This is a genomic window from Streptomyces sp. CBMA291 (assembly GCF_014596525.1).
Classification (GTDB): Bacteria; Actinomycetota; Actinomycetes; order Streptomycetales; family Streptomycetaceae; genus Streptomyces.
This window is the reverse complement of sequence record NZ_MSJP01000031.1, coordinates 20416-44351: the sequence shown is the minus strand read 5'-3', so window position 1 is coordinate 44351 and position 23936 is coordinate 20416. Positions and strand designations below refer to the sequence as shown.

The window sequence follows — 23936 nt, the reverse complement described above, 5'->3', positions numbered from 1 at the left end:
CCACGGAAGGAACGACGGACCATGGACCTCTCCCGTCTCCTCGACGACTCCTGCCCGCCCTTCGCGCTGCTCCGCCGCCGCACCCCCGGCCGCGACCACGACACCGTCGAGGTGCTGATCGGGCGGGTCCACGAGGCCGGTCTCCTCGCCGAGCTGCCCGTGGGCGACCGGCCGACGCTCGCCCTCGTGCCCTTCCGGCAGATCAGGGAGCGCGGCTTCGACGTCCGCGACGACGGCACCCCGCTCGCCTGCCTCGTCGCCGACGAGACGGCCGAACTGACGCTCGCCGACGCCCTGGAGCAGCTCCCGGCGCACGAGGTCCGCGTCGAAGGAGGCGGCTTCGACGTCTCGGACGAGGAGTACGCCGGGACCGTGCGCCGGGTCATCGACGAGGAGATCGGCTCGGGCGAGGGCGCCAACTTCGTCATCCGGCGCACCTACCGGGGCGAGATCCCGGGCTTCGGCCGCGCCGACGCGCTCGCCCTGTTCCGGCGGCTGCTGACCGGCGAGCGGGGCGCGTACTGGACCTTCGTCGTGCACACCGGGGAGCGGACCCTGGTCGGGGCCAGCCCCGAGGTCCATGTGCGCATGTCGGGCGGCACGGTCGTGATGAACCCCATCAGCGGCACCTACCGCTACCCGGCGGAAGCCGCCCCCACCGCCGACGACCTGCTCGCCTTCCTCGCCGACCGCAAGGAGACCGAGGAGCTGTCGATGGTCGTCGACGAGGAACTGAAGATGATGTGCACGGTCGGCGACATGGGCGGGGTGGTGATCGGCCCGCGTCTGAAGGAGATGGCCCATCTCGCGCACACCGAGTACGAGTTGCGGGGCCGCTCCTCCCTCGACGTGCGGGAGGTGCTGCGGGAGACCATGTTCGCGGCCACCGTCACCGGCTCGCCCGTGCAGAACGCCTGCCGGGTCATCGAGCGGCACGAACCCCTCGGCCCCGACGGCATCGCGCGCGGCTACTACGCGGGCGCCCTCGCCCTGCTCGGCACCGACGCGGGCGGCGCCCAGACCCTGGACTCCCCCATCCTGATCCGTACGGCGGACATCGCTGCCGACGGACGGCTGCGGGTCCCCGTCGGCGCCACCCTCGTCCGGCACTCCGACCCGGCGGCCGAGGTCGCCGAGACCCACGCCAAGGCCGCCGGGGTGCTGGCCGCCCTCGGGGTCCGCGAAGGGCGTCCGGCGGCGGACCCGGCGCTCCCGCCCGCCCTGCTCGCCGACGACCCCCGGGTCCGGGCCGCCCTGGACGCGCGCCGGGCGGACCTGGCGCCGTTCTGGCTGCGGATGCAGGACCGGTCGGCCGAGCTGTCCGGGCACGCCCTGGTGATCGACGCCGAGGACACCTTCACCGCGATGCTGGCGCACGTCCTGCGCTCCTCGGGCCTCGACGTGTCGGTGCTCCGCTACGACGAGCCGGGGCTGCGCGAACTGGCCCTCGCCCACGAGGGCCCCGTGATCCTGGGACCCGGCCCCGGCAACCCCTCGGACTCCGCCGACCCGAAGATGCGGCTGCTGCGCGGGCTGACGGCCGAGCTGGTCGGGGGCCACCGGCACGGGCTGCTCGGGGTCTGCCTGGGGCACGAGCTGATCGCCGCCGAGCTGGGCCTGGAGATCGTCCGCAAGCGGGTCCCGTTCCAGGGCGCGCAGCTGCGGATCGACCTCTTCGGGCAGGAGCGGACCGTCGGCTTCTACAACAGCTTCACGGCCCGCTGCGACGACCGGACGGCGACCGAGCTGGCGCTGCACCGGATCGAGGTGAGCCGGGACGCGGCAACCGGCGAGGTGCACGCGCTGCGCGGGCCGGGCTTCGCGGGGGTGCAGTTCCACCCCGAGTCGGTCCTGTCCACGGAGGGCGCGGCCCTGACGGCCTCGCTCCTGGCGGGGGTGCTGGTCTGAGAGACCGGCTGGTCCGGTCCTCGCTCCCCGGGTGGGCGGCGGGGGCCGGACCCGGCTTCCGGCGCACGGCTTCCGGCGCACGGCTTCCGGCGCACGGTTCCTGGCGTATGGCTTCCGGCTTCCGGCTTCCGGCTTCCGGCGGTGGTGTCAGGGGTTGATCCGGGGCACCAGGACGTTCTCGCCGCGTCGGCCCGCCGTGTAGTCGAGGACGTTGCGCACGGTGGTGTCGATGATCTGGCCCACCGCGTCGACCGTGTAGTAGGCCTGGTGGGAGGTGACCACCACGTTCGGGAAGGTGACGAGCCGGGCCAGGGTGTCGTCCTCGACGACTTCGAGGGACTTGTCGAGGAAGAAGAGCCCCGCCTCCGCCTCGTACACGTCGAGCCCGACACCGGTGAAGCGCCCGGCCCGCAGTTCGGCGACGAGGGCCTCGGTGTCGACGAGCCCGCCCCGGCTGGAGTTGACCAGGATGACGTCGTCCTTCATGGACTTGAGGGCCCCGGCGTCGATGATGTGATGAGTGGACGGCAGCAACGGCACATGCAGGCTGACCAGGTCGGCCTCGGCGAAGAGCCGCTCCTTCTCCACGTACCGCATGCCGAGTTCGACGCAGGCGGGGTTCTCGGCGACGTCCCAGCCGAGGAGGTTCATCCCGAAGCCGTGGGCGATCCGGGTGAACGCCTCGCCGATCTTGCCGGTGCCGAGGACGCCGACGGTACGGCCCCGCAGGTCGCGGCCCATCAGCCCGTCGAGCCGGAAATCGAAGTCGCGGGTCCGGTTGGAGGCGCGGACGATCCGCCGGTTGACGGCGGTCGCGAGGGTCCAGGCGAACTCGGCGACCGAGTACGGCGAGTAGTACGAGACCCGGGCGACGGTGAAGCCGAGCCGCTCGGCGACCTCCAGATCGATGTTGTTGAAGCCCGTGGAGCGCTGGGCGATCATCTGGGTGCCGCCCGCGGCGAGGGTCTGGAGCACCCGGTTGTCCAGGCTCGCGTTGACGCTGGTGGAGATGACCTCGTAGCCGGCCGCGATGGGGGCGGTGTCCTCGCTGAGGAAGACGTCGAGGCAGCGCACCTCGTGGTGTCCCTCGAAGGCCTTCTCGATCAGGGGCCTCTCGTCCGCCTGCACGCCGAATGCCAGGATTTCCACGAGCTTCCCCTCAGGCCGAAGATGGTCGTACAGGCCGATCATCACCCATGAGCGGCGCGTCCGCCTGCCGCGCCGCCCGCCCGGGTACCGCCCCGGACCTCAGGCTTCGTCGAGACCGCGCTCGATGGCGTACCGGACGAGTTCCACCCGGTTGTGCAGCTGGAGCTTGCCGAGGGTGTTCTGCACGTGGTTCTGGACGGTGCGGTGCGAGATCACCAGGCGCTCCGCGATCTGCTTGTAGCCGAGGCCCTTGGCGACGAGCCGCAGGACCTCCGTCTCGCGGTCGGTCAGCCGGGGCGCCTTCGGCTCGTCGGCGCCGGACGCCGGAGCGGGCTCGGAGGCCAGCCTGCGGTACTCGCCGAGGACGAGCCCGGCAAGCCCCGGGGTGAAGACCGGATCGCCCGCCGCCGTCCGGCGCACCGCGTCGATCAGCTCCTCCGTGCTCGCCGACTTCAGGAGGTAGCCGGTGGCGCCCGACTTGACCGCCTCCAGGACGTCGGCGTGCTCGCCGCTCGCCGAGAGGACGAGGACCCGGGGGCCCGTACCGGCGCCGACCAGCTCCTTGCAGACCTGGACGCCCGGCTTCACCGGCAGGTTCAGATCCAGGACCAGGACCTCGGGCCCGGCCGCCAGGGCCCGGCGCACGGCCTGCTCGCCGTCGCCCGCCGTGGCGACGACGTCGAAGCCCGCCTCCGCCAGATCGCGGGCGACCGCGTCCCGCCACATCGGATGGTCGTCGACCACCATCACCTTGATCGGCTGCTCGCTCACTTCTTCCCTGCCTTCCCCCGGGGGACCTTCAACTCGACTTCCGTGCCCTGGCCCGGGACCGAGATCAGTTCGGCCGTGCCGCCCAGATCCCGCAGTCTCCCCCGGATGGAGAGGGCGACGCCCATCCGCCCCTCCCCCTCGGCCTGCGCGAGCCGCCCTTCGGGGATGCCGGGCCCGTCGTCCCGTACGGTCACGACGACCTCCTCCGGCCAGTCCTCGACGAGGATCCAGGCCCGCGCGTCCGCTCCGGCGTGCGCCCGTACGTTGTCCAGGGCGGCGCCCACGGCGGCGGCCAGTTCCCGGGCGGCGGACGGCGGAAGGAGCACCGGCGCCCCCGGATCGGAGAGGGTGACCCGGGCCCCGGCGCGCGGAGCGAGCAGCAGCCGCAGGTCGACGGGGGCGCCCCCGTCGTCCCCCGCGCCCCCTGCGCCACCCGCGCCCCTCACACCCCTCGCGTACACCGTGTAGGCCGCGTATGCCGGGTCCTCCGCGTCCGACGCGTCCGCCGGGAGGCCGTCCTCCACGATCCGGACGACGGCTCCCTCGGAGGCGTCCTCGGAGAGCCGGGCGGCCCGGGTGTGGCCGCCCGCGACGAGGGTGCGCAGGGCCACCTCCTGCTCGCCCGCCATCCGGCCCAGCTCCGCCGCCTCGCCGCCGAGGGCGGTGCCGCGCCGCTGCACCATGGCGAGGACCTGGAGGACGCTGTCGTGGATGTCCCGGGCGAGCCGCTCCCGCTCCCGGGTGGCGGCCTCGATCTCCAGGGCACGGGCCAGGGTGCGCTCGGAGGCGCGGGCGACCTCGACGACGTATCCGATGGCGATGGAGGCGATCCAGACCAGCAGGATGTTGTGGAGGGTGTCCCGGCTGGGGTGGCCGCGCTCGACGACGTTGGCGACGGCGACGAGGGAGGAGGCGGCTCCGGCCCAGCGCCAGCCGCCCTTGATGGCGTACGCGAGGACGGCGCCCGCGGTCCATATCGAGGGCAGGGTGGGGCCGTCGACCGACTGGGCCTGGGCGTCGGCGAGCGGGGTGAGGAGGATGCCGCCGAGGGCGACGGCGAGGTCCGCGCCGAGGAAGCGCTTGGTGCAGCGGGCCGCGCCGGAGACCCTGGGGAGGGTGGCGAGCGTCCAGACACAGAGCACCGACAGATAGCAGACGGCGATCCAGGGGCGCTCGTAGCGCTCACGGCCGAAGGCGAAGAGCAGTACCGCGTAGACCATGGTCAGGACGCGGTAGCCGGTCAGCGCCCGCCACAGCGGCTGCTCGACCGACATGCGCACGACACGCTCGCGCCTGGCCATCTCCCCCACCCCCGGACGCCCCCGGCGGGGCGCCGACTACGCGCCGGACTCTTCCCTGGCCGCGATCTCGGCCTTCACGGCTTCCTTGGCGGCCTTCTCCGCATCCGCGATCTGCCGCTTGGCGGCGGTCGCGTAGATGTCGACGTACTCCTGCCCGGAGAGCTTCATGATCTCGTACATGACCTCGTCGGTCACCGAGCGGAGGATGAAACGGTCCCCCTCCATGCCCTGGTAGCGGGTGAAGTCCAGCGGCTTGCCGATCCGGATGCCCGGCCGCATCAGCTTGGGCAGGACCTTGCCGGGCGGCTGGATCTTCTCGGTGTCGATCATGGCGATCGGGATCACCGGGGCGCCGGTGGCCAGCGCCACCCTGGCCAGACCGCCGGGCTTGCCCCGGTAGAGGCGCCCGTCGGGCGAGCGGGTGCCCTCGGGGTAGATCCCGAAGAGCCCGCCCTGCTCGATGACCTCGATGCCCGCCTTGATGGCCGCCTCGCCCGCGCCCCGGGCGCCCGAGCGGTCCACCGGGAGCTGGCCGACGCCCTTGAAGAAGGCGGCGGTGAGCTTGCCCTTCACACCCGGCGAGGTGAAGTACTCCGCCTTGGCGATGAAGGTGACCTTGCGGTCCAGGACCGCGGGCAGGAAGAAGGAGTCGGAGAACGACAGGTGGTTGCTCGCCAGGATCGCCGGACCGTCGGCGGGAATGTTCTCGATCCCCTCCACCCAGGGCCTGAAGGCAAGCTTCAGTGACCCTCCGAGGGAGAACTTCATCGCGCCGTAGATCAACTCGCCAAGCCTTCCGTGTGCCGTCACGTCGACTTTATCCCGTACCGGCGCACGCCCCCCGCTACGGCCCTGGTCGGTGTCGGTCCGGTCGCGTACCGTGAAGGTTCTTCCCCGTATTCCGTCGCTTCGGCGCACCCGAAGTCGAACGAACAGGAGATTCCCGGTGCCGGTCCTCCCCGGAGCCGAGCCCTACCGCCACGAGGGCGGCGAGGTCGGTGTCCTTCTCTGTCACGGATTCACCGGTTCCCCCCAGTCGATGCGCCCATGGGCCGACTACCTGGCCGCGCGCGGGCTGACCGTCTCGCTGCCGCTGCTGCCCGGCCACGGCACCCGCTGGCAGGACATGCAGCTCACCACCTGGCACGACTGGTACGCGGAGGTGGACCGGGCGCTGCGCGAGCTGCGGGAGCGGTGCACCAGCGTCTTCGTCTTCGGTCTCTCCATGGGCGGGGCGCTGACCCTGCGGCTCGCCGCCCGGCACGGGGACGCCGTGCGGGGCATCGTGCTGGTCAACCCGGGCAACAAGGTGCACGGTCCGGCCGCCCACGCGCTGCCGGTCGCGCGCCATCTGATGGCCTCCACCCAGGGCATCTCCAGCGACATCGCCAAGGAGGGCGTGGCCGAGACCGGCTACGACCGGGTGCCGCTGCACGCGGCGTACTCGCTGCGGGAGTTCTTCCGGCTCGTCGACGGCGAGCTGCCCCAGGTGACCCAGCCGGTGCTGCTGCTGCACAGCCCCCAGGACCATGTCGTGCCACCGGCCGACTCGGCCCGGATCCTGTCCCGGATCTCCTCGACCGATGTCCGTGAGGTTCTGCTGGAACACAGCTACCACGTCGCGACGTTGGACCATGACGCGGAGCGGATCTTCGACGAGAGCCTGGCCTTCGTCGAGCGTCTCGCCCCTGTGCTGGTCGACGAGAAGGGGAGCAGGAGCGGTGGCTGAGCAGCAGGACGGCGGCGAGCGGGAGCCGCAGCCCATCGACGAGGAAGCGGCGTGGGCCGCGATCGTCGCCGGGTACGGCGAGGAGCCCGCGGACCCGCCGGGCGCGAAGCCGTTCCGGCCGGTCGAGAACCTGGCCCTGCCGGAGCCCGGGGAGGAGACGGCGGAGACGGACGCGGACCCCGCGCCGGACGCCCGCCCGGGGCCGGACGGGGGGAAGGGCGTGGTGTGGAAGCCGCGCCCGGCGGCGGGGACGCCGAAGGAGGAGGAGCAGGAGCCCGACGAGGAGCCGGGGCCTGAGCGTCCGGCGCTCGGCAGCTCCGTCGTGTTCGCACCGGGGGTCCGGCCTGCCGCGGGACCGCGCGACTACTCCCCCGCCGAGCCGGACGGCGGCGACGAGGGGCACTTCGTCCCGCCGGAGCCGCCGCCGCTGCCGGACGCGGACGTGACGACCAGGTTCGCCTGGCTCGCGGTGGTCGGCGGTCCGATCCTGATGCTGGTCGCGGTCCTCTTCCAGTGGGAGATGACGTGGTGGCTGACGACCCTGTGCATCGGCGGCTTCCTGGGCGGCTTCGCGACGCTCGTGGGCCGCATGAAGCACGACGACGAGGACGACGACGGGTTCGGCGACCCGGGGCGCGGGGCGGTGGTGTAGCGGCCGAGGTCCGGGGCGGGGCGCGCCGGACGGGGGCCGGTGGCGGTCGGATCAGCCCTCCGGCGGGGTGACGGCCGCCGGCTGAGCGGCCGTGGGCGGGGTGACGGTGGCCGTCGCCGGAGTGACGGCGGCCGGGGTGACGGTGGCCGGGGTGACGGTGGTCGTCGCCGAAGTGGCGGCGGTCGTCGCGGTCGTCGTCGCCGGGATCCGGACCGCCGCCAGGACCGGCAGGTGGTCGGTGGCGGCCCGGAGGTCGGCCGGGGGAAGGTCCTGCGGGACCCCGCAGCCGAGGAACTCGACGCCCGGGGTGGCCAGGATCGCGTCGATCCGCTGGTGCGGGTCGGCCGGGGTCCAGGTGTGCTCGCCGCCCCAGGGAGCGGCCTCCCAGCCGTCCTGGAGACCGGCGGTCAGCCGCCGGAAGGCGGGACCCTCGGGCCGCTCGTTGAAGTCCCCGCCGACCAGGACGTACGGGGTCCCCAGCGCGGCGACCCGGTCCAGGACCAGGCCCGCCTGCGCGTACCGCTCCTCCTTCCGCAGGCCCAGATGGCAGCCGACCAGCCCGAGCCGGGCGCCCGCGAAGCGGACGACGGCGGTGGCCAGACCCCGGCGGTGCAGTCCCGGGGTGAGCGGAAGCAGGACGTCCTCGGTGTGCTCCACGGTGGCCCGCAGCGAGCAGAGCAGCAGCGGCCCCGCGGCCGTCGCGCCGCCGCCCAGGACGACGAGGCCGCTCTTGGCGGCGAGCCGGGCGGCGTGCTTGCGCCAGCGGAAGAAGCGCGGGGCCTCCTGGACGAAGACCAGATCGGGCGCGCAGGCGCGGACGATCCGGGCGAGGGCGTCCTCGTCGTCACGGAGCGAGCGGACGTTGTAGGAGAGGACCCGCAGGACGGCCGAACCGTCCGGCTCGGTACGGGAGTCGGGCAGTGCGCTGATCGCCATGGCACGTAACGTACGACAACCGCCCGCCGCGTCCGGGAGGGACGCGACGGGCGGAGGTGACGGGTCTTCCACGCACACCGGGCCCGGCGACGGGCCCCGGTGACGGGTGCTCAGCCCTGGCGGGCCAGGTCCGCCGCGCCGACCAGACCGGCCTTGTTGCCGAGCTGGGCCGCGAGGACCTGGGCGTGCGGACGCCACTGGCCGCCGATCAGCCAGCGCCGGAAGGACTTGCGGATCGGGTCGAGGACCAGTTCGCCCTCGTCCGAGACGCCGCCGCCGACGATGAACGCCGAGGGGTCGAAGAGCGAGGCCAGGTCGGCGAGACCGGCGCCCGCCCAACGGGCCAGCTCGCGGAAGGAGTCGATGGAGACCGGGTCCCCGGCGCGGGCCGCCTGGCTGATGTGCCGGCCCTCGATGCCCTCGGGGGTGCCGTCGCCGAGCGAGAGGAGGACCTCCGCGTTCTCGGGGGTGGCGGCGGCGCGCTGGCGGGCGTAGCGGACGAGGGCGCGCCCGGAGGCGTACTGCTCCCAGCAGCCCTGGCTGCCGCAGCCGCAGAGCAGACCGTCCGGGACGACCCGGATGTGGCCGAACTCGGCGGCCACGCCGAAGCGTCCGCGGCGCAGCTTGTTGCCGATGATGATGCCGCCGCCGAGGCCGGTGCCGAGGGTGATGCAGATGACGTCCTCGTGGCCCTGGCCCGCGCCGAAGCGGTACTCGCCCCAGGCGGCGGCGTTGGCGTCGTTCTCGACGACCACGGGAAGCCCGACCCGCTGCTCGACCTTGTCCTTGAGCGGTTCGTGCCGCCAGTCGATGTTGGGGGCGAAGAGCACGGTGGCGCGCTTGTCGTCGACGTAGCCCGCCGCACCGATGCCGACGGCCTCGATCGGGTGCCCCTTGCCCGCTTCGGAGACGGCGGCGCAGATCGCGTCGACGATCCCTTCGGGGGTCGGCGGGGTCGGCACCTTGTGCGTGTCGAGGATCCTGCCCTCTTCGTCGACCACACCTGCCGCGATCTTCGTGCCGCCGATGTCGACGCCGATGGTGAGTCCCATGTGTCCCTCAGATTTCGGTCGAGCCCCGCTAGGGCCCACCGTACCGGAGGGGTCGACGACTCCTGATCAGTCGAGGTCGATGCGGCGGCCGGGTCCCGGCCCGTCGCCGTCCTCGCGGTCGGGCGCGTCGTCGGCGGGTGCGGTTCCGGTGGGCGGGGCGCCGGGAGGCGGGGTGTCGAAGGGGGCGGCGTCGGGGGGCGTGGTCCCGGATCTGGTCCAGCGGCTCTCGTGGCCCTCGACGGCGGAGCGGTAGGCGGCGAGCAGTTCGCCGCCCGCCGCGGCAAGGTGGTCGAAGACCTTCGGGTTGCGCTCGATGACCGGCTCGACGACGGACTTCGCCTGGCTGACGAGGTGCTGCACGGTCTGCGCCGCCTGACCGGCGAGCGGGCCGCCGAGTCCGCCGGAGACCTTCTCGGCGACGGCTTCGAAGAGCTTGCGGAACTCCTCGGCGGGAGAGCCGGGCTCCGCGCCCTGCCGGGCCCGGTGGCGGGCCTTCTCGGCCTCCAGGTCCTCGGCGCAGGCCTCGGCCCAGGCGTCCGGATCGCTCATGGCGTACTCCTCCGTGGTCGTACTTCGACGGTACACGGCCTCAAGGGGTACGGGGCCAGAGCCCGGGGTCGGGAGTGAAGCGCACGCGCAGGTCGCCGTCGACGAGTCCGGCGCCGGTGACGGTGCAGCGGCGCAGGGCGGCGGGCAGGGGCAGGTTGCGGCGGAAGGGGCCGACGCCGAGGAGGAGTTCGTCGCCGCGCCGGATCAGGGACAGCTCCCCCTTGACGGCGCCGGGGAGGCCGATGTGCCAGACGAGCACGCCGTCCTCGGCGCGCCGGTCCTCGACGGTCCACTCCGGTACGGGGAGGGGCGCGGGTGCCGGGTGGGCGGGGGCGAGCAGGGCGAGGTCGCCGGGCCCGTGCGGGTCGCGGCCGAGGTGGGGCAGCTCGGTGACGGTCTCCTCGACGGCGGCGGCGCGCAGCTCGGCGAGGTGCCGGCGCTGCCGGTCGGCGAGCCCGGCGAGCCAGGGGTCGGCGGAACCGGCGGGCAGCAGCCGGTTGGCGACGACGGTGTCGAGGGCGAGGCCCTGGAGGGCGAGGCCGAGGCGGGCGGTGCGCAGGGCGCGGAGGGCGGCGGGGCCTGGTTCGAGGACGAGCCGGACGGTGGTGCCGGGGGCTTCGACTATGTCCTGTACGGCGGCCAGCTCGGCTTCCCAGCGGGCGGTGGCCTCGTACAGCCACTGCGCGGGCATGGGCACCCCGGCGAGCTGGGCGAGCATCGGGCGCAGGGCGCGGGCGGCCTGCCGCTCGGAGGGCAGGAGGCGGCGCAGATAGCGGCGGAGCTGCTCGGGCAGGGCGAGGACGGCGAGCGCCTCGGGGAGCGGGGGCAGATCGACGACGACGAGGTCGTGGTCGCCCGCGGCGGCGTCGCGGAGGGTACGGAGCAGGGCGAACTGGCGGCTGCCGGGGAGTTCGGTCAGCTCGGCGTCCTCGAAGGGGGCCGCGCCGAGCAGGTCGAGAACGGTGGCGGAGCGCTCCTGGAGCGCCAGGAACTCGCGCCGGAAGTCGTCGGCGGGACGGGGCCGGAGGAGCTTGAGACGGCCGGGGGGCGCGCTGGGGCTGCGGGGGCCGCCGAGGCTGTCCGCGCGGTGGGGGTGGTGGGCGTCGGGCCGGTGGGCGTTGGGCCGGTGCTCGTCAGGACCGGGGCCGCCGGGACGGTGCTCGTGCCCGCCGGGGCCGTCAGGGCCGGGGCCGTCGCCGGGGTGCCCGTCGTGGCCGGGGCGGGTGGTGCCGTCTTCCGGGAGGGGGCCGGTGGTGCCCTTCGCGGGGGACCCGCCGGTGCCGGCCTCCGCGAGGAGCCTCTCGTCGCCGCCCGCCGCGAGGAACCCCTCCGGGTTGCCCTCCGGGAAGAGCGCGTCGGCGTTCTCCGAGATCAGGAGGGTCCGGCGGCCGGCCCTCGCCTCGGCGAGGGCGGTCGCGGCGGCGACGGTGGTACGACCGGCGCCGCCGAGGCCGGTGACAAGGATGATCCGCATGCGCAGGACGTTACCCGCGCGCCGCGAGGGCCCGTCGGGGGGTTCGGGCGCCCGGCCCGCGAGGGACCGGCAAGGAGGCGCGGGCCTGCCCGCCGCGCGAGGGCCCGGCGAGGAGACACCGGCGCCGAAGTCGGCGCACGAGGCTCGGGCACCCGCCCTGCGAGGGACCGGCAGGAGGCTCAGGCGCGCATCCCGCGAAGTCCCGGCGGCAGGCTCAAACGCGCGTCCCCCGAAGACCAGGCGGCAGGCTCAAGCGCGCCCATACCACGAGGGCCCTGCGGGGAGGCACGGACGCGCCCGTCCCGCGAAGGCCGGGCCAGGAGAGGCAACAAGCCCGCCCTCCCCGCGAGGACCGACGGCGGAGGGGGGAAGCTCAGGCGCCGGATTCGACGCGCTTCTTGAGGCCGTCGAGGGCGCGGTCGATGATGACCTTCTCGGCCTTGCGCTTGATCATGCCGAGCATGGGGATCTTGACGTCCACGGTCAGCTGGTAGGTGACCTCGGTGCGGTCGCCGCCGAGCGAGGTGAGCCGGTAGGAGCCGTCGAGGGAGCGGAGCATCTGCGACTTGACCAGGGTCCAGCTGACCTCGTCGGCGCCGGTCCAGGTGTACGCCAGGGTGTGGTCGTCCCGGATGGCGCCCGCGTCGAGGACGAGCCGGACCTTCTCCGCGCGCCCGGCGTCGTCGGCGGCCAGGACCTCGGCCTCCTTCACCTCGCCCGTCCACTCGGGGTAGCGGGCGAAGTCGGCGATCACGCGCATGACGTCGGCCGGTGCCGCCTCGATGGTGATGCTCGAGCTGGTGTGTTCGGCCATCGCGGTGGCTCCTCCACGGTGCGGTCCGGCGGAAGTCAAGGGGCACAGGTGTGCCGACGGAAGGCTATCGCGCCGTGACACACCGGCTGTCACCCCGGGCCGTCGGGGCACTCACCACTCCAGGACCCACGGTGTGCCGGTCGCGGCGAAGTGGCCGACGTTGACGCACTCGGTGGCGCCGATCCGCATCCGCCGGGCCAGCGGCTGATGGACGTGGCCGAAGAGGTGGTAGCGGGGGCGGGTGCGCCGGAGCGCGTCGAGGAGGGCGCTGCTGCCGCGCTCGAAGCGGCGGGCGACGGTGTCGTACGTCAGCTCGGGCACGTCCGGGGGGATGTGGGAGCAGAGGACGTCCACCTCGCCGAGGGCCTCGACCTTGGCCGCGTACTCCTCGTCGGAGATCTCGTACGGGGTGCGCATCGGGGTGCGCAGTCCGCCGCCGACGAAGCCGAAGACGAGGCCGCCGATCTCGGCCCGTCCGCCGTCGAGGACGGTGGTGCCGGGCCCGGCGAAGTCGGGCCAGAAGCGGGGGATGTCGACATTGCCGTAGGTGGCGTACGTAGGGGTGGGGAAGGCGGCGAAGAGTTCGGCGTACTGGCGTCGGACGGCCGCCTCGATCGCGGTCTCGCGGTCGACGTCGAGCGTGGCCCAGAGGCTACGGCCCAGCTCACGGGCCTCGTCGAAGCGGCGGGCGGTGCGCAGCTCGACCAGCCGGTCGGCGTTCTCGACGCCGAAGAGGTCGGGGAAGATGCCCCGGCCGTGGTCGGCGTAGTCGAGGAAGAGGACGAGGTCGCCGAGGCATATCAAGGCGTCGGCGCCTTCCCCCGCGCGGGCGAGATCTTCGGCGTTGCCGTGCACGTCGCTGACCACATGGACTCGCATGGCCCCCACCCTAGGGGGTGTCACCTGCGGTTACTTCCGAGTCGGGAAACCGGTGGATTACTGTGCGGAGAGCACCGTCATGCGTGTGTGACGCATGGAACATCTGCCCAGGACCCCCTACCGGGAACCGTGTACTGGTGGGTAACGTCCGGGCAGTCCAGTCGCGCTCGCCCCCACTGAGCGCCGGGTAGTCACTGGACTTCACCGGTGCATCACACAGAGCCGTGGCGCCGGCGCCCGATGAGGAGCAGCAGTCTTGCGCGAGTTCAGCCTTCCGGCCCTGTACGAGGTCCCCGCGGACGGCAACCTGACGGATCTCATCCGCCGCAACGCCTCCCAGCACCCAGACGTGGCCGTGATGGGCCGCAAGGTCGGCGACGCCTGGGCCGACGTGACGGCCAGGGAGTTCCTCGCCGAGGTCAGGGGCGTGGCCAAGGGGCTGATCGCCGCCGGGGTGGAACCGGGCGACCGGGTCGCACTGCTCTCCCGTACGCGCTACGAGTGGGTGCTCCTCGACTTCGCGATCTGGAGCGCGGGCGGGGTGACCGTACCGGTGTACGAGACCAGCTCGGCCGAGCAGATCCAGTGGATCCTCGGCGACTCGGGCGCCAGGCTGGCCCTGGTGGAGAGCCCGGCGCACCGCGAGTCGGTGGAGTCCGTACGGGCGAACCTGCCCGCCCTCGAAGAGCTGTGGGCGATCGAGGAGGACGCGGTGGCCCGGCTCACCGCCTCCGGCGCGGACGTCTCCGACGAGCTGGTCGACGCGCGGATGTCGGCGGCGAACGCGGACGACCCGGCGACGATCGTCTACACGTCGGGCACCACGGGCCGCCCCAAGGGCTGTGTCCTGACCCACCGGGCGTTCTTCGCCGAGTGCGGCAACGCGGTGGAGCGGCTGAAGCCCCTCTTCCGTACGGGCGAGTCCTCCGTCCTCCTCTTCCTGCCCGCCGCGCACGTCTTCGGCCGGCTCATCGAGGTGGCCTCCGTGATGGCCCCGGTGCGGCTCGGCTGTCTGCCGGACATCAAGTCGCTCACGGACGAGCTGGCCGCGTTCCGGCCGACGCTGATCCTGGGCGTCCCCCGGGTCTTCGAGAAGGTCTACAACGGGGCGCGGGCCAAGGCGCAGGCCGACGGCAAGGGCAAGATCTTCGACAAGGCGGCGCACACCGCCATCGCGTACAGCCGCGCCCTGAGCACCTCGCAGGGCCCGTCCCTCGGGCTGCGGCTCAGGCACAGGCTCTTCGACAAGCTGGTCTACGGCAAGCTGCGGGCGGTGCTCGGCGGGCGCGGCGAGTACGCGATCTCGGGCGGCGCGCCGCTGGGCGAGCGGCTCGGCCACTTCTTCCGGGGCATCGGCTTCACGGTCCTGGAGGGGTACGGCCTGACGGAGTCGTGCGCGGCGACGGCGTTCAACCCGTGGGACCGGCAGAAGATCGGCACGGTCGGGCAGCCGCTGCCGGGCTCGGTGATCCGGATCGCCGACGACGGCGAGGTGCTGCTGCACGGCGAGCACCTGTTCACCCGGTACTGGAACAACGAGGCGGCGACGGCCGAGGCGCTCGCGGACGGCTGGTTCCACACGGGGGACATCGGCACCCTCGACGAGGACGGCTATCTGGCGATCACCGGCCGGAAGAAGGAGATCCTGGTGACGGCGGGCGGCAAGAACGTCGCCCCGGCGGTCATCGAGGACCGCATCAGGGCGCACGCGCTGGTCGCGGAGTGCATGGTGGTCGGCGACGGGCGCCCGTTCGTGGGCGCGCTGGTCACGCTCGACGAGGAGTTCCTCGGCCGCTGGGCCGCCGACCACGGCAAGCCGACGGGCTCGTCGGCGGGCTCGCTGCGCGAGGACCCGGAGCTGCTCGCGGAGATCCAGCGGGCGGTCGACGACGGCAACGCGGCGGTCTCGAAGGCGGAATCGGTCCGCAAGTTCCGCATCCTGCCGACCCAGTTCACGGAGGAGGCGGGCCACATCACGCCGTCCCTGAAGCTGAAGCGGAGCGTGGTGGCGAAGGACTTCGCGGACGAGATCGAGGCGATCTACACGAAGTGAGGCCCGGCAGGGCCGCCGGACCTGCGAAGGGGCCCGGGACGCGTGTGCGTCCCGGGCCCCTTCGCATCCGACGACCGGCCGCGCCCGCCGCTCGGACCGGGGCCGCGCCTTCGCCGACCGTACTGGCGGGACCGGGTCCTCCGCCTCGCCCGCCCGGCAGCCAGACCGGACCCTTCGCCGCTGCCGGACCGACGGACGGGGACCGACCACCCTCGTCTCACCCGCCCGCGCCGACGGACAGGGCCCCTCGGTCGGGTCCGGCCCGGCAGACAGACCGGCCCCTTCGCCTTACCGGCCCGACTGACGGGACCGGACCCCCTCGCCCCGCCCGCCCTGCCGACGGAGCAGGCCCTCGTCCCGCCCGCCCTGCCGACGGACCGGCCACCCTCGCCCCGCCCCGCCCGCCCGCCCGCGCCGACGGACAGGGCCCCTCGGTCGGGTCCGGACCGGACTGTCGGTGCGGGCGTTCGCGCGTCCTACAGGAGTTCCCTCAGGCGTTCCGCCAGGAGGTCCCAGCGCCATTTCTCCTCGACCCAGGCGCGGCCCCGCTCGCCCATGCGGGCGCGGAGTTCCGGGTCCAGGAGGAGGGTGGTGACGCGGTCGGCCGATTCCTCGGGGGAGGTGCCCCGGACGACCCAGCCGGTCTCGCCGTCGAGGACGGCGTCGGGGGCGCCGCCCGAGTCGCCCGCGACGACCGGGAGGCCGGTCGCGGAGGCCTCCAGGTAGACGATGCCGAGGCCCTCCACGTCGAGGCCACCGCGCCGGGTGCGGCAGGGCATGGCGAACACGTCGCCCGCCCCGTAGTGCGCGGGCAGCTCCGCCCAGGGGACGGCGCCGGTGAACCGTACGGAATCGGCCACGCCGGTGGTGGCCGCGAGCCGGTGCAGGTCCTTCTCGTACGGGCCTCCGCCGACGATCAGGAGGACCGCGTCCGGGACCCGGCGCAGGATCTGCGGCATGGCCTTGATCAGGGTGTCCTGGCCCTTGCGCGGGACGAGGCGGGAGACGCAGACGACGACCGGGCGGTCGGTGAGTCCGAGCCGGGCGCGGACCTCGGCGCCGCCGGAGCCGGGGTGGAAGGTCTTCTCGTCGACGCCGGGCGGCAGCTGGGTCATCCGGCCGGCGGCGGCGGGCGTGAGGGCCCCCGCGATCCGGGAGCGGGTGTACTCGCCGAGGTACGTCAGGGTGTCGGTTCCCTCGCCGATCCGCCGCAGCAGACCCCGGGAGCCGGGCAGCTGGGCCCAGCCCGCCTCGTGGCCGTGCGTGGTCGCGACCAGCCGACGGGCGCCCGCCTTCCGCAGCGCCGGGCCCATCAGCCCGAGCGGCGCGGCCGCCCCGAACCACACGGACTCGCAGCCATGCTCGCGGAGCAGGGCGGTCGCGCGGGCGGTGACCCGAGGCGTCGGCAACAGCATGGTGGTGCGATCCCGGACGACCGTGAAAGGCTGTTCGGCGTCGAACGCGGCCGTCGCCTCGATCCCTTCGCGGCCGTGCTTCCACGTGGAGGCGTAGACCACGATCCGATCGGGGTCGAGGCGCAGCGCCATGTTGTGCAGGAAGGCCTGGATTCCGCCGGGACGTGGCGGGAAGTCGTTGGTTACGATCAGGGTCTTGTGCATCGTGGCCGACAGTACCGCGCGCGCACCCACCGCCCGGCACCACCACTCCCCCGCGTGAGCGGGGCCGACAGGACAGGCATCAGGACGGGCATGACGGGCGCCACCGCGAACCACTCGCGCACGACCTCGGCACTTCCCCTCGGGCTCTGGGGCCTGACCCGGATCATCCTCCTGCTGTGCGTGTTCAAGGTGATCGTCCAGCCGGGCCCGGACACGACGGCCGAGGTGGAGTCCATATACCGGCCGTGGGCCGAGGTCCTGGAGACGGGGACGTACCCCATGGGCGACGTGACCTGGCAGTACCCGCCGGCCGCCGCCCTCGCGATCCTCTCCCCCGCGCTGCTGCCGTTCCTGGACTACGCGTCCGCCTTCTTCGTCCTCGCGCTCGCGTGCGACGCCCTCGTCTTCGGGCTTCTCCTGCACACGGGCCGCCGCCCCGGCCGTTCGATGCGGGGGGCCTGGCTCTGGCTCGCGGCGGTCCCGCTGCTCGGCCCGACCGCGTACGCCCGCTACGACATCATGGTGGCCGCCGTCGCGGTGGCGGCCCTGCTCGCGGCCGTCCGCAGCCCCCTGGTCCTCGGGCTGCTCACGGGTTTCGGGGCGGCTCTGAAGATCTGGCCGGCGCTGCTGCTCACGGGCACCTCCAAGGGGCGGGCGACCTGGCGTGCCTGGCTCGTCGCGGCGGGCTCGGCGGCGGGTGTGCTGCTGCTGTGCGCGCTGTGGATGCCGGGGGCGCTCGCCTTCCTCTCGTACCAGAGCGAGCGGGGCACGGAGGTCGAGTCGCTGGGGGCGATGGTCTTCCACGTGGCCCGGAACCTCGGCTGGGAGGGGGAGGCGCGGATGAACTACGGCTCGATGGAGTTCCTCGGCCCATACGTCTCCTGGGTCTCGGCCGTCTCGATGGCGCTGACGGTCGCGGCGTTCGGCTGGCTGGTCCTGTGGCGGTTCAAGGCCCGGCGCTTCACCTCCTCGACGACGGCCGACGCTGCTTTCGTCGCGGTGCTCCTCTTCACCCTGACCAGCCGGGTGATCTCGCCGCAGTACATGATCTGGCTCTTCGCCCTCGCCTCGGTCTGTCTGGCCTACCGGTCGAGCCGGATGCGGCTCCCGGCGCATCTGGTGCTGTGGGCGACGGCCGTCACGCAGTTCGAGTACCCCGTCTGGTTCTGGCATGTGACACAGAGCGATCCGCTGGGCGTCGGCGTGCTCTTCCTGCGCAACGGTCTGCTGGTCGCCGCCGCCTTCCTCGCCTGCCGCACCCTGTGGCGGCACACGGTGATGGAGACCGACCCGGTGAACGTTCCCGCCCCGGCGGGCCACCCGGACCGGGAAAAGGAACTGGCCGGGTCGTACCGATGAGGGCGGATCGACCTCTTCCGAATGCCGGTTCAGGCCGGTGCTACCCTGAACACCTTTATCTCTCCGTTAGGGCCTTCTGCCGACATGAATAACCCGGAACTCTCGGTCGAGACGCTTCTTCCGCATCAGGGGACGGGAGGGAGGGGAACAGCCCCGGAGAGAGCCCGGGAGAGGACCCAGGGAGCGCCGGAGAGAAACCCCGGGAACACCCCTCGGAGCACGCCGGAGGGCACCCCGGAATTCACGGCGCGAAAGTTCTCGGCCCTCACTTTCGCGACGTCCGGGACATTCTTCCTGATTTATCTCGCGCTCTCGGCACGACGTCACGCGGCCAACCTCTCCACCGGATACGACCTGGGCATCTTCACCCAGGTCGTGCAGTCCTACGCGAACGGGACCGCCCCCTATTCGGCGCTGAAGGGTCCGGACTACAACACGCTCGGGGATCATTTCCATCCGATCCTCGCGGTGCTCGCACCCGCCTACAGGCTCTTCCCCTCCGGCTTCACGCTGCTGGTGTGCCAGGCGGCGCTCGTGGCGTTCTCCATAGCCCCCCTGATGAAGTGGGCGTACGAGGTGCGGGGGCGTGGATTCGCCCTCTGGGTCGGCATTTCCTACGGCGCCTCGTGGGGGCTCGCGAAGCTCGTGAGTTTCGACTTCCACGAGGTCGCCTTCGCGGTGCCGTTCCTCTCGCTCTCGCTCTGCGCGGCGGGGCGCCGGAACTGGCGGGCGGCCGCCCTGTGGGCCATGCCCCTGGTCCTGGTCAAGGAGGATCTGGGGCTCACGGTCGCCGCGATCGGCGCGTATCTGGCGTGGAAGGGCGCCCGGACCACGGGCATCGCCCTGGCCGTCTTCGGCGTCGCCGCGACGGCGCTGGAAATGCTGGTGATCCTCCCGTACTTCAATCCGCTCGGGCAGTTCGCCTACTGGCCGCCCGAGGCGTCCGAGGAGGCGGGGCTCCTCCTCCAGGCGGTCGGCGTCCTCTGGCCCCCCGTCAAGTGGCTGACGGTCCTCATGCTCGTCGCCCCCACCGGCTTCCTGGCGCTCCGCTCCCCGATCCTGCTCGTCGCACTGCCGACCCTCGGCTGGCGCTTCGTCTCCTCGAACCCGTACTACTGGGGAACGGACTTCCACTACAGCGCGGTCCTCATGCCCATCGCCTTCGCCGCCGCGATACACGCCGTGGACTCGGGCCGTACGGGGCTCGGGAGCCGTCTCGGAGCCCGCTTCGGCAGCCGCGTCGGAGGGGGTTCCGGGGGCGGCTTCGGAGGGGCGGTCGGTGCCCGGCTCCGTGCGCGGGGCGTCCTGCCCGCCTGTGTCCTCGGCGCGGTCGTCACGGGCGTCACCTTCTTCACCCATCCCCTGCACGAGCTGGTCCTGCCCCGGACGTGGAGCGAGTCCGCGCACGCCAGGACGGCCGACGAACTGCTCGGCAGGATCCCCGACGGCACCACGGTGGCCGCGTCGAACCGGCTGGCCGCCCAGCTCATGGACCGGACCACGGTCAGCGAGGTCTGCCTCTTCCCCCGGTCCTTCCCCCCGGAGGAACCGCCCCGCTGGCTGATCTACGACGACACCGACAACACCGACCCCGCCTGCGCCACCGGAAACCTGCTGGAAGCGGGCTCCGACGTGCCCGGCTACCGGCTGATCGAGAAGCGGGACGGGATCTCCCTCCTCCAGCGGACCGCCACCCCGCCGACGAGCACCTCGTCGACAGGCACCTCGTCGACAGGCATCCAGCCGAACGGCACCCCGTCGACCGGCATCCAGCCCACCGGCTGACGACGGACCGCAGACCGGCTCACCGACCGACCGGCCGACCGGCCGACCGTCGAGCGCAGGTCCGGCCGACAGGCCCCCGCACCCGTACGGCGCTCGGCCCCGCGCGTCCCCCGGCTGGCGCTCGTAGCCTGGGGCCATGGCGGAGGCCACGACCGAGCGCGGCGCCGAAGCCCTTCGGCTCCCCCTGTGGACCCAAGTCCTCGGCTGGTGCGGTGTCGCCGGGCTGATCTACCTGCTGATCTGCGCCGTGAGCATCATCAGCCGGGGCTTCGCGGGGCTCGGCACCGACGCGGCGCACACCATGTTCGCCTTCGCCGCGCACCCCTGGGTCGGACTCAGCGTCGGCGTCCTCGGCACGGTCCTCATCCAGTCGTCGACCACGACGACGGCCATCGCCGTCACCGCCGTCGGCTCGGGCGCACTGCCCATCGAGGGCGCGATCCCCATCATCCTCGGCGCGAACGTCGGCACCACCGTCACGACGAGCCTGGTCGCCCTGACCTTCATCGGCGACCGCGCGGAGTTCCGCAGGGCGCTCGGCGCCTCGACCGTCCACGACTTCTACAACTGGCTCGCGCTGCTCGTCTTCTTCCCCGTCGAACTGATCTGGCATCCGCTGCGGGGCATCAGCGGAGCACTCACCGACGCCCTGTACGGCAGGGACTGGCTGCCGAACCCCGCCCACTTCAACGTCATCCGGGCGGCCACCCGGCCGGTGGAACACGGCGTGATCCAGGCGACCTCGCACATCAGCAGCACCCTGGGCCCGCTGTTCACCATCGTGATCGGCGCCCTGCTCATCCTGGTCGCCGTCCGCTACCTGGGAAGGCTGCTCAAGCTGCTGATGGTCGGCAGGGCCAGGGACATCCTGGTCAGGGCCGTCGGCCGCAACGCCTACCTCGCCATGGCCTCGGGCATGGCGGTCACCGTCGTCACCCAGTCCTCCACGATCACCACCTCCGTCCTCGTCCCCTTCGCGGGAGCGGGCATCCTGACCCCGGCGCAGGTGTATCCGGTGGTCGTCGGCTCCAACCTAGGCACCACGTTCACCGTGGTCTTCGCCGCCTTCGCGGGCGCCGGACCGGACGCGAAGATCGGCCTGCAAGCCGCCTTCGTCCATCTGATCTACAACCTCTTCGCCATCGTCGTGATCTACGTGATCCCGCTCCTGCGTCCCGTACCGCTGTACTGCGCCGAGAACCTGGCCCGGGTCGCCGCCGAGCACCGCTGGGTCCTCGCCGTCTACCTCGGCACGGTCTTCATCGCCCTGCCCGCCCTGGTCATCGTGCTGGTGGGCGTCCTCTGACACCCCGACACCGGACCGGACCGGGCCCGGGTCAGCCCAGCCGCTCCCGGACGTACGCCCGCCAGTCGGCGGTGAACCGCTCCGGGGTGGTGCCCAGGACCTCCCGCAGGGCCGCCTCCACCGCACCCTCCCGGGACGCCGCCGCCCCGACCGCGCGGTAGAACGCGGTCAGCCGCTCCTCGCCCCAGCGGTTCGCGATCAGCGCGCAGGCCAGCCAGCCGCCCTCGTACGCCCGCGCCAGCGCCTCCGCGTCCCCGCCGAAGGAGAACTCCTCGTCCTCGGGCAGCCGGGCGGGCACCTCCCCCGCCAGGACCGCGCGGCGCAGCTCGGGCGCCGCCTGCGCCGGAGTGCGGCCCGCGCCCCGGTAGGCGACCCAGTCGGCGAAGCCCTCGGAGAGCCAGACGGGGGTGGCCGGGGTGGTGGCGGCGCGGGTGGCGACATGGACGGTCTCATGGGTGAGGACGAACTGCCGGCCGAAGTCGCCCAGCAGCCCGTACGCCTCCGGGTTGACGATCACCCGGTCCGCCGGGGCGTCCGTACCGCCCCGGGTCTCCCCCGTGGTGACGGCGGCGATGCCCCGGTAGCCGGAGCCCGGCGCGCCGAGGAGTTCACCCATGCCGTCGAGGGTGGCGGGGACGAGGACGACGAGCTTCCGGTCCCAGTCCCCGGGCCAGGAGGCGGCGGCGACGGGGACCGCGCGGTCGGCCGCCCCGGCGATCTCCCGGAGCCGCTCGGCGCTCTGCCCGACGCCGAGGACGAGCGAGCGGGAGCCCTGGACGGGCGTCACGTCCCCCTGCTCCCACAGCTGCCGGGGCGCGCCCCGGTCGGGCCGGTCGCCGGTGACGTACCAGCGTCCGCCGCGCCGGACGAGGTCGAGGACCCGGGCGCCGGTGGCGGGCCGCCGGTCGTGACCGGTCAGCCGGTAGCCGAGTTCGGCGCGGGCGGTGATCCGGTCGGGGGCGGTGCGTTCGGTGCCGGTGACCCGGTACGTCCAGCCGTCGAGCGGCACGGCGGCGAGCCGCCGGTAGACGGTGAGCGCGGTCGGGGCGTAGCCGGGGTCGAGCGCGGCGAGGTAGCCGGGCTCGTCGCGGGCGAGGAGCGCGTGGGCGTACCGGTCGAGAAGGGCCTGCGCCTCCCGGGTGGCCGGTTCGGCGGGCGGTTTCGCGGTGCAGCCGACGAGCCCGGCGAGGACGAGCAGCAGGACCGGCAGCCAGCCGGCCACCGGCCGCCGCGCTCCACACCCCTGACCTGCCACGCCTCCGATCGTACGGTCGAGGGGACGGGTGACGCGGCCGGCGGGGCCGCCGCGCGGCGGAGCCCGGCGCCTCGGCCTCGCCGGAGCGGGCGGCTCCGCCCCCTCTCGGGCCTCTCCCTCAAACCCCGCTCAGGCCCCGCTCAGACCCGTGTGACCGTGATGTGCGACATCATGTTCACCGGGTCGTAGCGGACCCGGGCGCCCGGGTAGGGGGCGTGGATGACCTGGCCGTTGCCCGCGTAGAGGGCGACATGGCTGGCGTCGCCCCGGTAGGTGACGAGGTCGCCGGGCTGGGCCTGGGAGAGCGGCACCTGACGGCCCGCGTACCGCTGGGCCTGGGAGGTGCGGGGCAGGCTGACGCCCGCCTGCCGGTACGCCCAGACCATCAGGCCCGAGCAGTCGAAGGCGGACGGTCCCGTGGCGCCCCACACGTACGGCCTGCCGATCACGCTGCGGGCGGCGAGCACCGCGGCGGCGGCGCGGGAGGAGGCCGGGCCGAGGTCGGCGAGCGGCGGCAGTTCCCCGGCGCGTCCGCCGGAGCGGGAGCCCCGGTCGAAGTCGGCGCGCTGTGCGGCGGTGAGGCGGGCGAGCACCCGGCGGGCCTCGGCGAGTTTGTGTTCGACGGTCCGCTTGTGGCGGGCGACCTCGGCGCGGCTGCGTTCCAGCTCGGCGAGGGCCTGGCGGCCCTCGGCCCGTCGCTGGTCGAGCCTTCGCCGCTCCCGGCGGAGTTCGCCGAGGACGGTGCTCTGCCGGGTGGTGAGGCGGTCGAGGGTGGCGGCCCGGTCGAGATAGGTGTCGGGGTCGGAGGAGAGCAGCAGGGCGAGGGAGGGATCGATGCCGCCGGAGCGGTACTGGGCTCCGGCGGCCGAGCCGAGGGCGCCCCGCATGCGGTTGACGCGCTCCTGGCCGCGGGCGAGGGCGTCCTGTGCCTGGGAGACCGTCCGGCGCAGCGCGTCCGCCTTCTCGTCCGCCTGGTTGTAGCCCTCGGTGGCCTTCTCCGCCTCCTCGAAGAGACGGTCGACGGTGGCGCGGGTGGCGGCGGTTCCCGTCCCGGGGTCGGCGCTCGCGGGGACGGCCCCGAGGGACGCGGCGGCGGTGGCCGCGGCGGCGGTGAGGACGGTGACCCTGGCGGCGGGTCGGCGGTGGGACGCCACGAATCGCGCTCCGTTCGGCTCTACGCAGACTGGCGCGGCAGAGAGTAGCCGTTGCGCGGCCCGCGTCCAACGAAGGCGAAAGGCACATAAAGTGACGCCCCGCCGGAGACCACAGGTCACCGGCGGGGCGTCAGTCGGCAGAGGCCGATGCGAACCACCCGTTCGGGCGGTGTCGCGGGGCGGGTCGCGGG

19 protein-coding genes and 1 pseudogene are annotated in these 23936 nt (G+C 73.4%); 7 read left to right on the top strand and 13 right to left on the bottom strand.

Translation table 11 applies throughout. The annotated features are described in order from the left end of the window. Nucleotides 1-21 precede the first annotated feature (21 nt). A complete protein-coding gene (locus tag BU197_RS08595; protein WP_188267630.1) occupies nt 22-1908 on the top strand; it encodes an anthranilate synthase family protein in 1887 nt (628 codons plus the stop codon). Nucleotides 1909-2055: 147 nt separating this feature from the next. Here BU197_RS08595 and BU197_RS08590 read toward each other — a convergent pair whose 3' ends face one another. The 4 genes from BU197_RS08590 to BU197_RS08575 all read right to left on the bottom strand — a co-directional run bounded on the left by BU197_RS08590 (nt 2056) and on the right by BU197_RS08575 (nt 5912). Next, the gene (locus tag BU197_RS08590; protein WP_188267629.1) at nt 2056-3057 is read right to left on the bottom strand and encodes a 2-hydroxyacid dehydrogenase; all 1002 of its coding nucleotides are present in this window, start codon (nt 3055-3057) and stop codon (nt 2056-2058) included. Between the two features lie 99 nt (nt 3058-3156). Continuing rightward, on the bottom strand, nt 3157-3804 hold the full coding sequence (locus BU197_RS08585; protein WP_188267710.1) for a response regulator: 648 nt from the start codon (nt 3802-3804) through the stop codon (nt 3157-3159). A 20-nt stretch (nt 3805-3824) separates the two neighbouring features. Next, nucleotides 3825-5129 carry a MacS family sensor histidine kinase gene (gene macS / locus BU197_RS08580; RefSeq protein WP_188267628.1) on the bottom strand — a complete coding sequence of 435 codons (1305 nt, stop codon included), beginning with the start codon at nt 5127-5129 and terminating at the stop codon, nt 3825-3827. A 36-nt stretch (nt 5130-5165) separates the two neighbouring features. After that, nucleotides 5166-5912 (bottom strand): lysophospholipid acyltransferase family protein, encoded by a 747-nt coding sequence (locus BU197_RS08575; protein WP_188267709.1) that lies wholly within the window; start codon nt 5910-5912, stop codon nt 5166-5168. Between the two features lie 163 nt (nt 5913-6075). On the opposite strand from BU197_RS08575, the gene BU197_RS08570 reads away from it, so the two are divergent. Both BU197_RS08570 and BU197_RS08565 read left to right on the top strand, forming a co-directional pair. Further along, a complete protein-coding gene (locus BU197_RS08570) occupies nt 6076-6858 on the top strand; it encodes an alpha/beta hydrolase (protein WP_188267627.1) in 783 nt (260 codons plus the stop codon). Further along, entirely contained in the window at nt 6851-7510 is a 660-nt protein-coding gene (locus BU197_RS08565) for a hypothetical protein (RefSeq protein ID WP_188267626.1), read from the top strand. Before BU197_RS08570 ends, BU197_RS08565 begins: the two co-directional genes overlap by 8 nt. A gap of 198 nt (nt 7511-7708) precedes the next feature. Here BU197_RS08565 and BU197_RS08560 read toward each other — a convergent pair. From BU197_RS08560 to BU197_RS08535, 6 genes and pseudogenes are all read right to left on the bottom strand, one after another. Next, nucleotides 7709-8446 (bottom strand): annotated as a pseudogene (locus BU197_RS08560) (endonuclease/exonuclease/phosphatase family protein); the annotation flags it as partial. A 110-nt stretch (nt 8447-8556) separates the two neighbouring features. Then, complete coding sequence (locus BU197_RS08555) at nt 8557-9498, bottom strand: ROK family glucokinase (protein WP_188267624.1); 942 nt, start codon at nt 9496-9498, stop codon at nt 8557-8559. Between the two features lie 66 nt (nt 9499-9564). After that, nucleotides 9565-10047, bottom strand: coding sequence for a DUF5304 domain-containing protein (locus BU197_RS08550; protein WP_188267623.1), 483 nt, complete (start codon nt 10045-10047; stop codon nt 9565-9567). 40 nt (nt 10048-10087) lie between these two features. Further along, nucleotides 10088-11521, bottom strand: a complete 1434-nt coding sequence (locus BU197_RS08545) for an ArsA family ATPase (RefSeq protein ID WP_188267622.1) — start codon at nt 11519-11521, stop codon at nt 10088-10090. Nucleotides 11522-11894: 373 nt separating this feature from the next. Next, nucleotides 11895-12335: an SRPBCC family protein gene (locus BU197_RS08540; RefSeq protein ID WP_188267621.1), complete on the bottom strand. Its 441-nt coding sequence runs from the start codon at nt 12333-12335 to the stop codon at nt 11895-11897. Between the two features lie 111 nt (nt 12336-12446). Beyond that, nucleotides 12447-13214 carry a metallophosphoesterase gene (locus BU197_RS08535; protein WP_188267620.1) on the bottom strand — a complete coding sequence of 256 codons (768 nt, stop codon included), beginning with the start codon at nt 13212-13214 and terminating at the stop codon, nt 12447-12449. Nucleotides 13215-13470: 256 nt separating this feature from the next. On the opposite strand from BU197_RS08535, the gene BU197_RS08530 reads away from it, so the two are divergent. Next, a complete protein-coding gene (locus BU197_RS08530; RefSeq protein ID WP_188267619.1) occupies nt 13471-15267 on the top strand; it encodes an AMP-dependent synthetase/ligase in 1797 nt (598 codons plus the stop codon). Between the two features lie 476 nt (nt 15268-15743). On the opposite strand, the gene BU197_RS08525 is transcribed toward BU197_RS08530, so the two are convergent. Next, nucleotides 15744-16886, bottom strand: a complete 1143-nt coding sequence (locus BU197_RS08525) for a glycosyltransferase family 4 protein (RefSeq protein ID WP_188267618.1) — start codon at nt 16884-16886, stop codon at nt 15744-15746. 90 nt (nt 16887-16976) lie between these two features. Here BU197_RS08525 and BU197_RS08520 point away from each other — a divergent pair, with 90 nt between their 5' ends. The 3 genes from BU197_RS08520 (at nt 16977) to BU197_RS08510 (ending at nt 21336) form a co-directional block, all read left to right on the top strand. Continuing rightward, entirely contained in the window at nt 16977-18245 is a 1269-nt protein-coding gene (locus BU197_RS08520; protein WP_188267617.1) for a glycosyltransferase family 87 protein, read from the top strand. A gap of 21 nt (nt 18246-18266) precedes the next feature. After that, nucleotides 18267-20030: a DUF2079 domain-containing protein gene (locus BU197_RS08515; protein ID WP_317453381.1), complete on the top strand. Its 1764-nt coding sequence runs from the start codon at nt 18267-18269 to the stop codon at nt 20028-20030. A 136-nt stretch (nt 20031-20166) separates the two neighbouring features. Next, a complete protein-coding gene (locus tag BU197_RS08510; protein WP_223183694.1) occupies nt 20167-21336 on the top strand; it encodes a thymidylate synthase in 1170 nt (389 codons plus the stop codon). A 31-nt stretch (nt 21337-21367) separates the two neighbouring features. Here BU197_RS08510 and BU197_RS08505 read toward each other — a convergent pair whose 3' ends face one another. Continuing rightward, nucleotides 21368-22591 (bottom strand): hypothetical protein, encoded by a 1224-nt coding sequence (locus BU197_RS08505; RefSeq protein WP_317452276.1) that lies wholly within the window; start codon nt 22589-22591, stop codon nt 21368-21370. A 140-nt stretch (nt 22592-22731) separates the two neighbouring features. Further along, entirely contained in the window at nt 22732-23745 is a 1014-nt protein-coding gene (locus tag BU197_RS08500) for an NlpC/P60 family protein (RefSeq protein ID WP_188267615.1), read from the bottom strand. Nucleotides 23746-23936: the final 191 nt, after the last annotated feature.

Excerpts from the sequence above, each read along its gene's own strand:
- BU197_RS08595 (WP_188267630.1), top strand. The coding sequence starts at position 22 with ATGGACCTCTCCCGTCTCCTCGACGACTCCTGCCCGCCCTTCGCGCTG.
- BU197_RS08585 (WP_188267710.1), bottom strand. The coding sequence starts at position 3,804 with ATGGTGGTCGACGACCATCCGATGTGGCGGGACGCGGTCGCCCGCGAT.
- macS (WP_188267628.1), bottom strand. The coding sequence starts at position 5,129 with ATGGCCAGGCGCGAGCGTGTCGTGCGCATGTCGGTCGAGCAGCCGCTG.
- BU197_RS08555 (WP_188267624.1), bottom strand. The coding sequence starts at position 9,498 with ATGGGACTCACCATCGGCGTCGACATCGGCGGCACGAAGATCGCGGCA.
- BU197_RS08550 (WP_188267623.1), bottom strand. The coding sequence starts at position 10,047 with ATGAGCGATCCGGACGCCTGGGCCGAGGCCTGCGCCGAGGACCTGGAG.
- BU197_RS08545 (WP_188267622.1), bottom strand. The coding sequence starts at position 11,521 with ATGCGGATCATCCTTGTCACCGGCCTCGGCGGCGCCGGTCGTACCACC.
- BU197_RS08540 (WP_188267621.1), bottom strand. The coding sequence starts at position 12,335 with ATGGCCGAACACACCAGCTCGAGCATCACCATCGAGGCGGCACCGGCC.
- BU197_RS08535 (WP_188267620.1), bottom strand. The coding sequence starts at position 13,214 with ATGCGAGTCCATGTGGTCAGCGACGTGCACGGCAACGCCGAAGATCTC.
- BU197_RS08525 (WP_188267618.1), bottom strand. The coding sequence starts at position 16,886 with ATGCACAAGACCCTGATCGTAACCAACGACTTCCCGCCACGTCCCGGC.
- BU197_RS08520 (WP_188267617.1), top strand. The coding sequence starts at position 16,977 with ATGACGGGCGCCACCGCGAACCACTCGCGCACGACCTCGGCACTTCCC.
- BU197_RS08515 (WP_317453381.1), top strand. The coding sequence starts at position 18,267 with ATGCCGGTTCAGGCCGGTGCTACCCTGAACACCTTTATCTCTCCGTTA.
- BU197_RS08510 (WP_223183694.1), top strand. The coding sequence starts at position 20,167 with ATGGCGGAGGCCACGACCGAGCGCGGCGCCGAAGCCCTTCGGCTCCCC.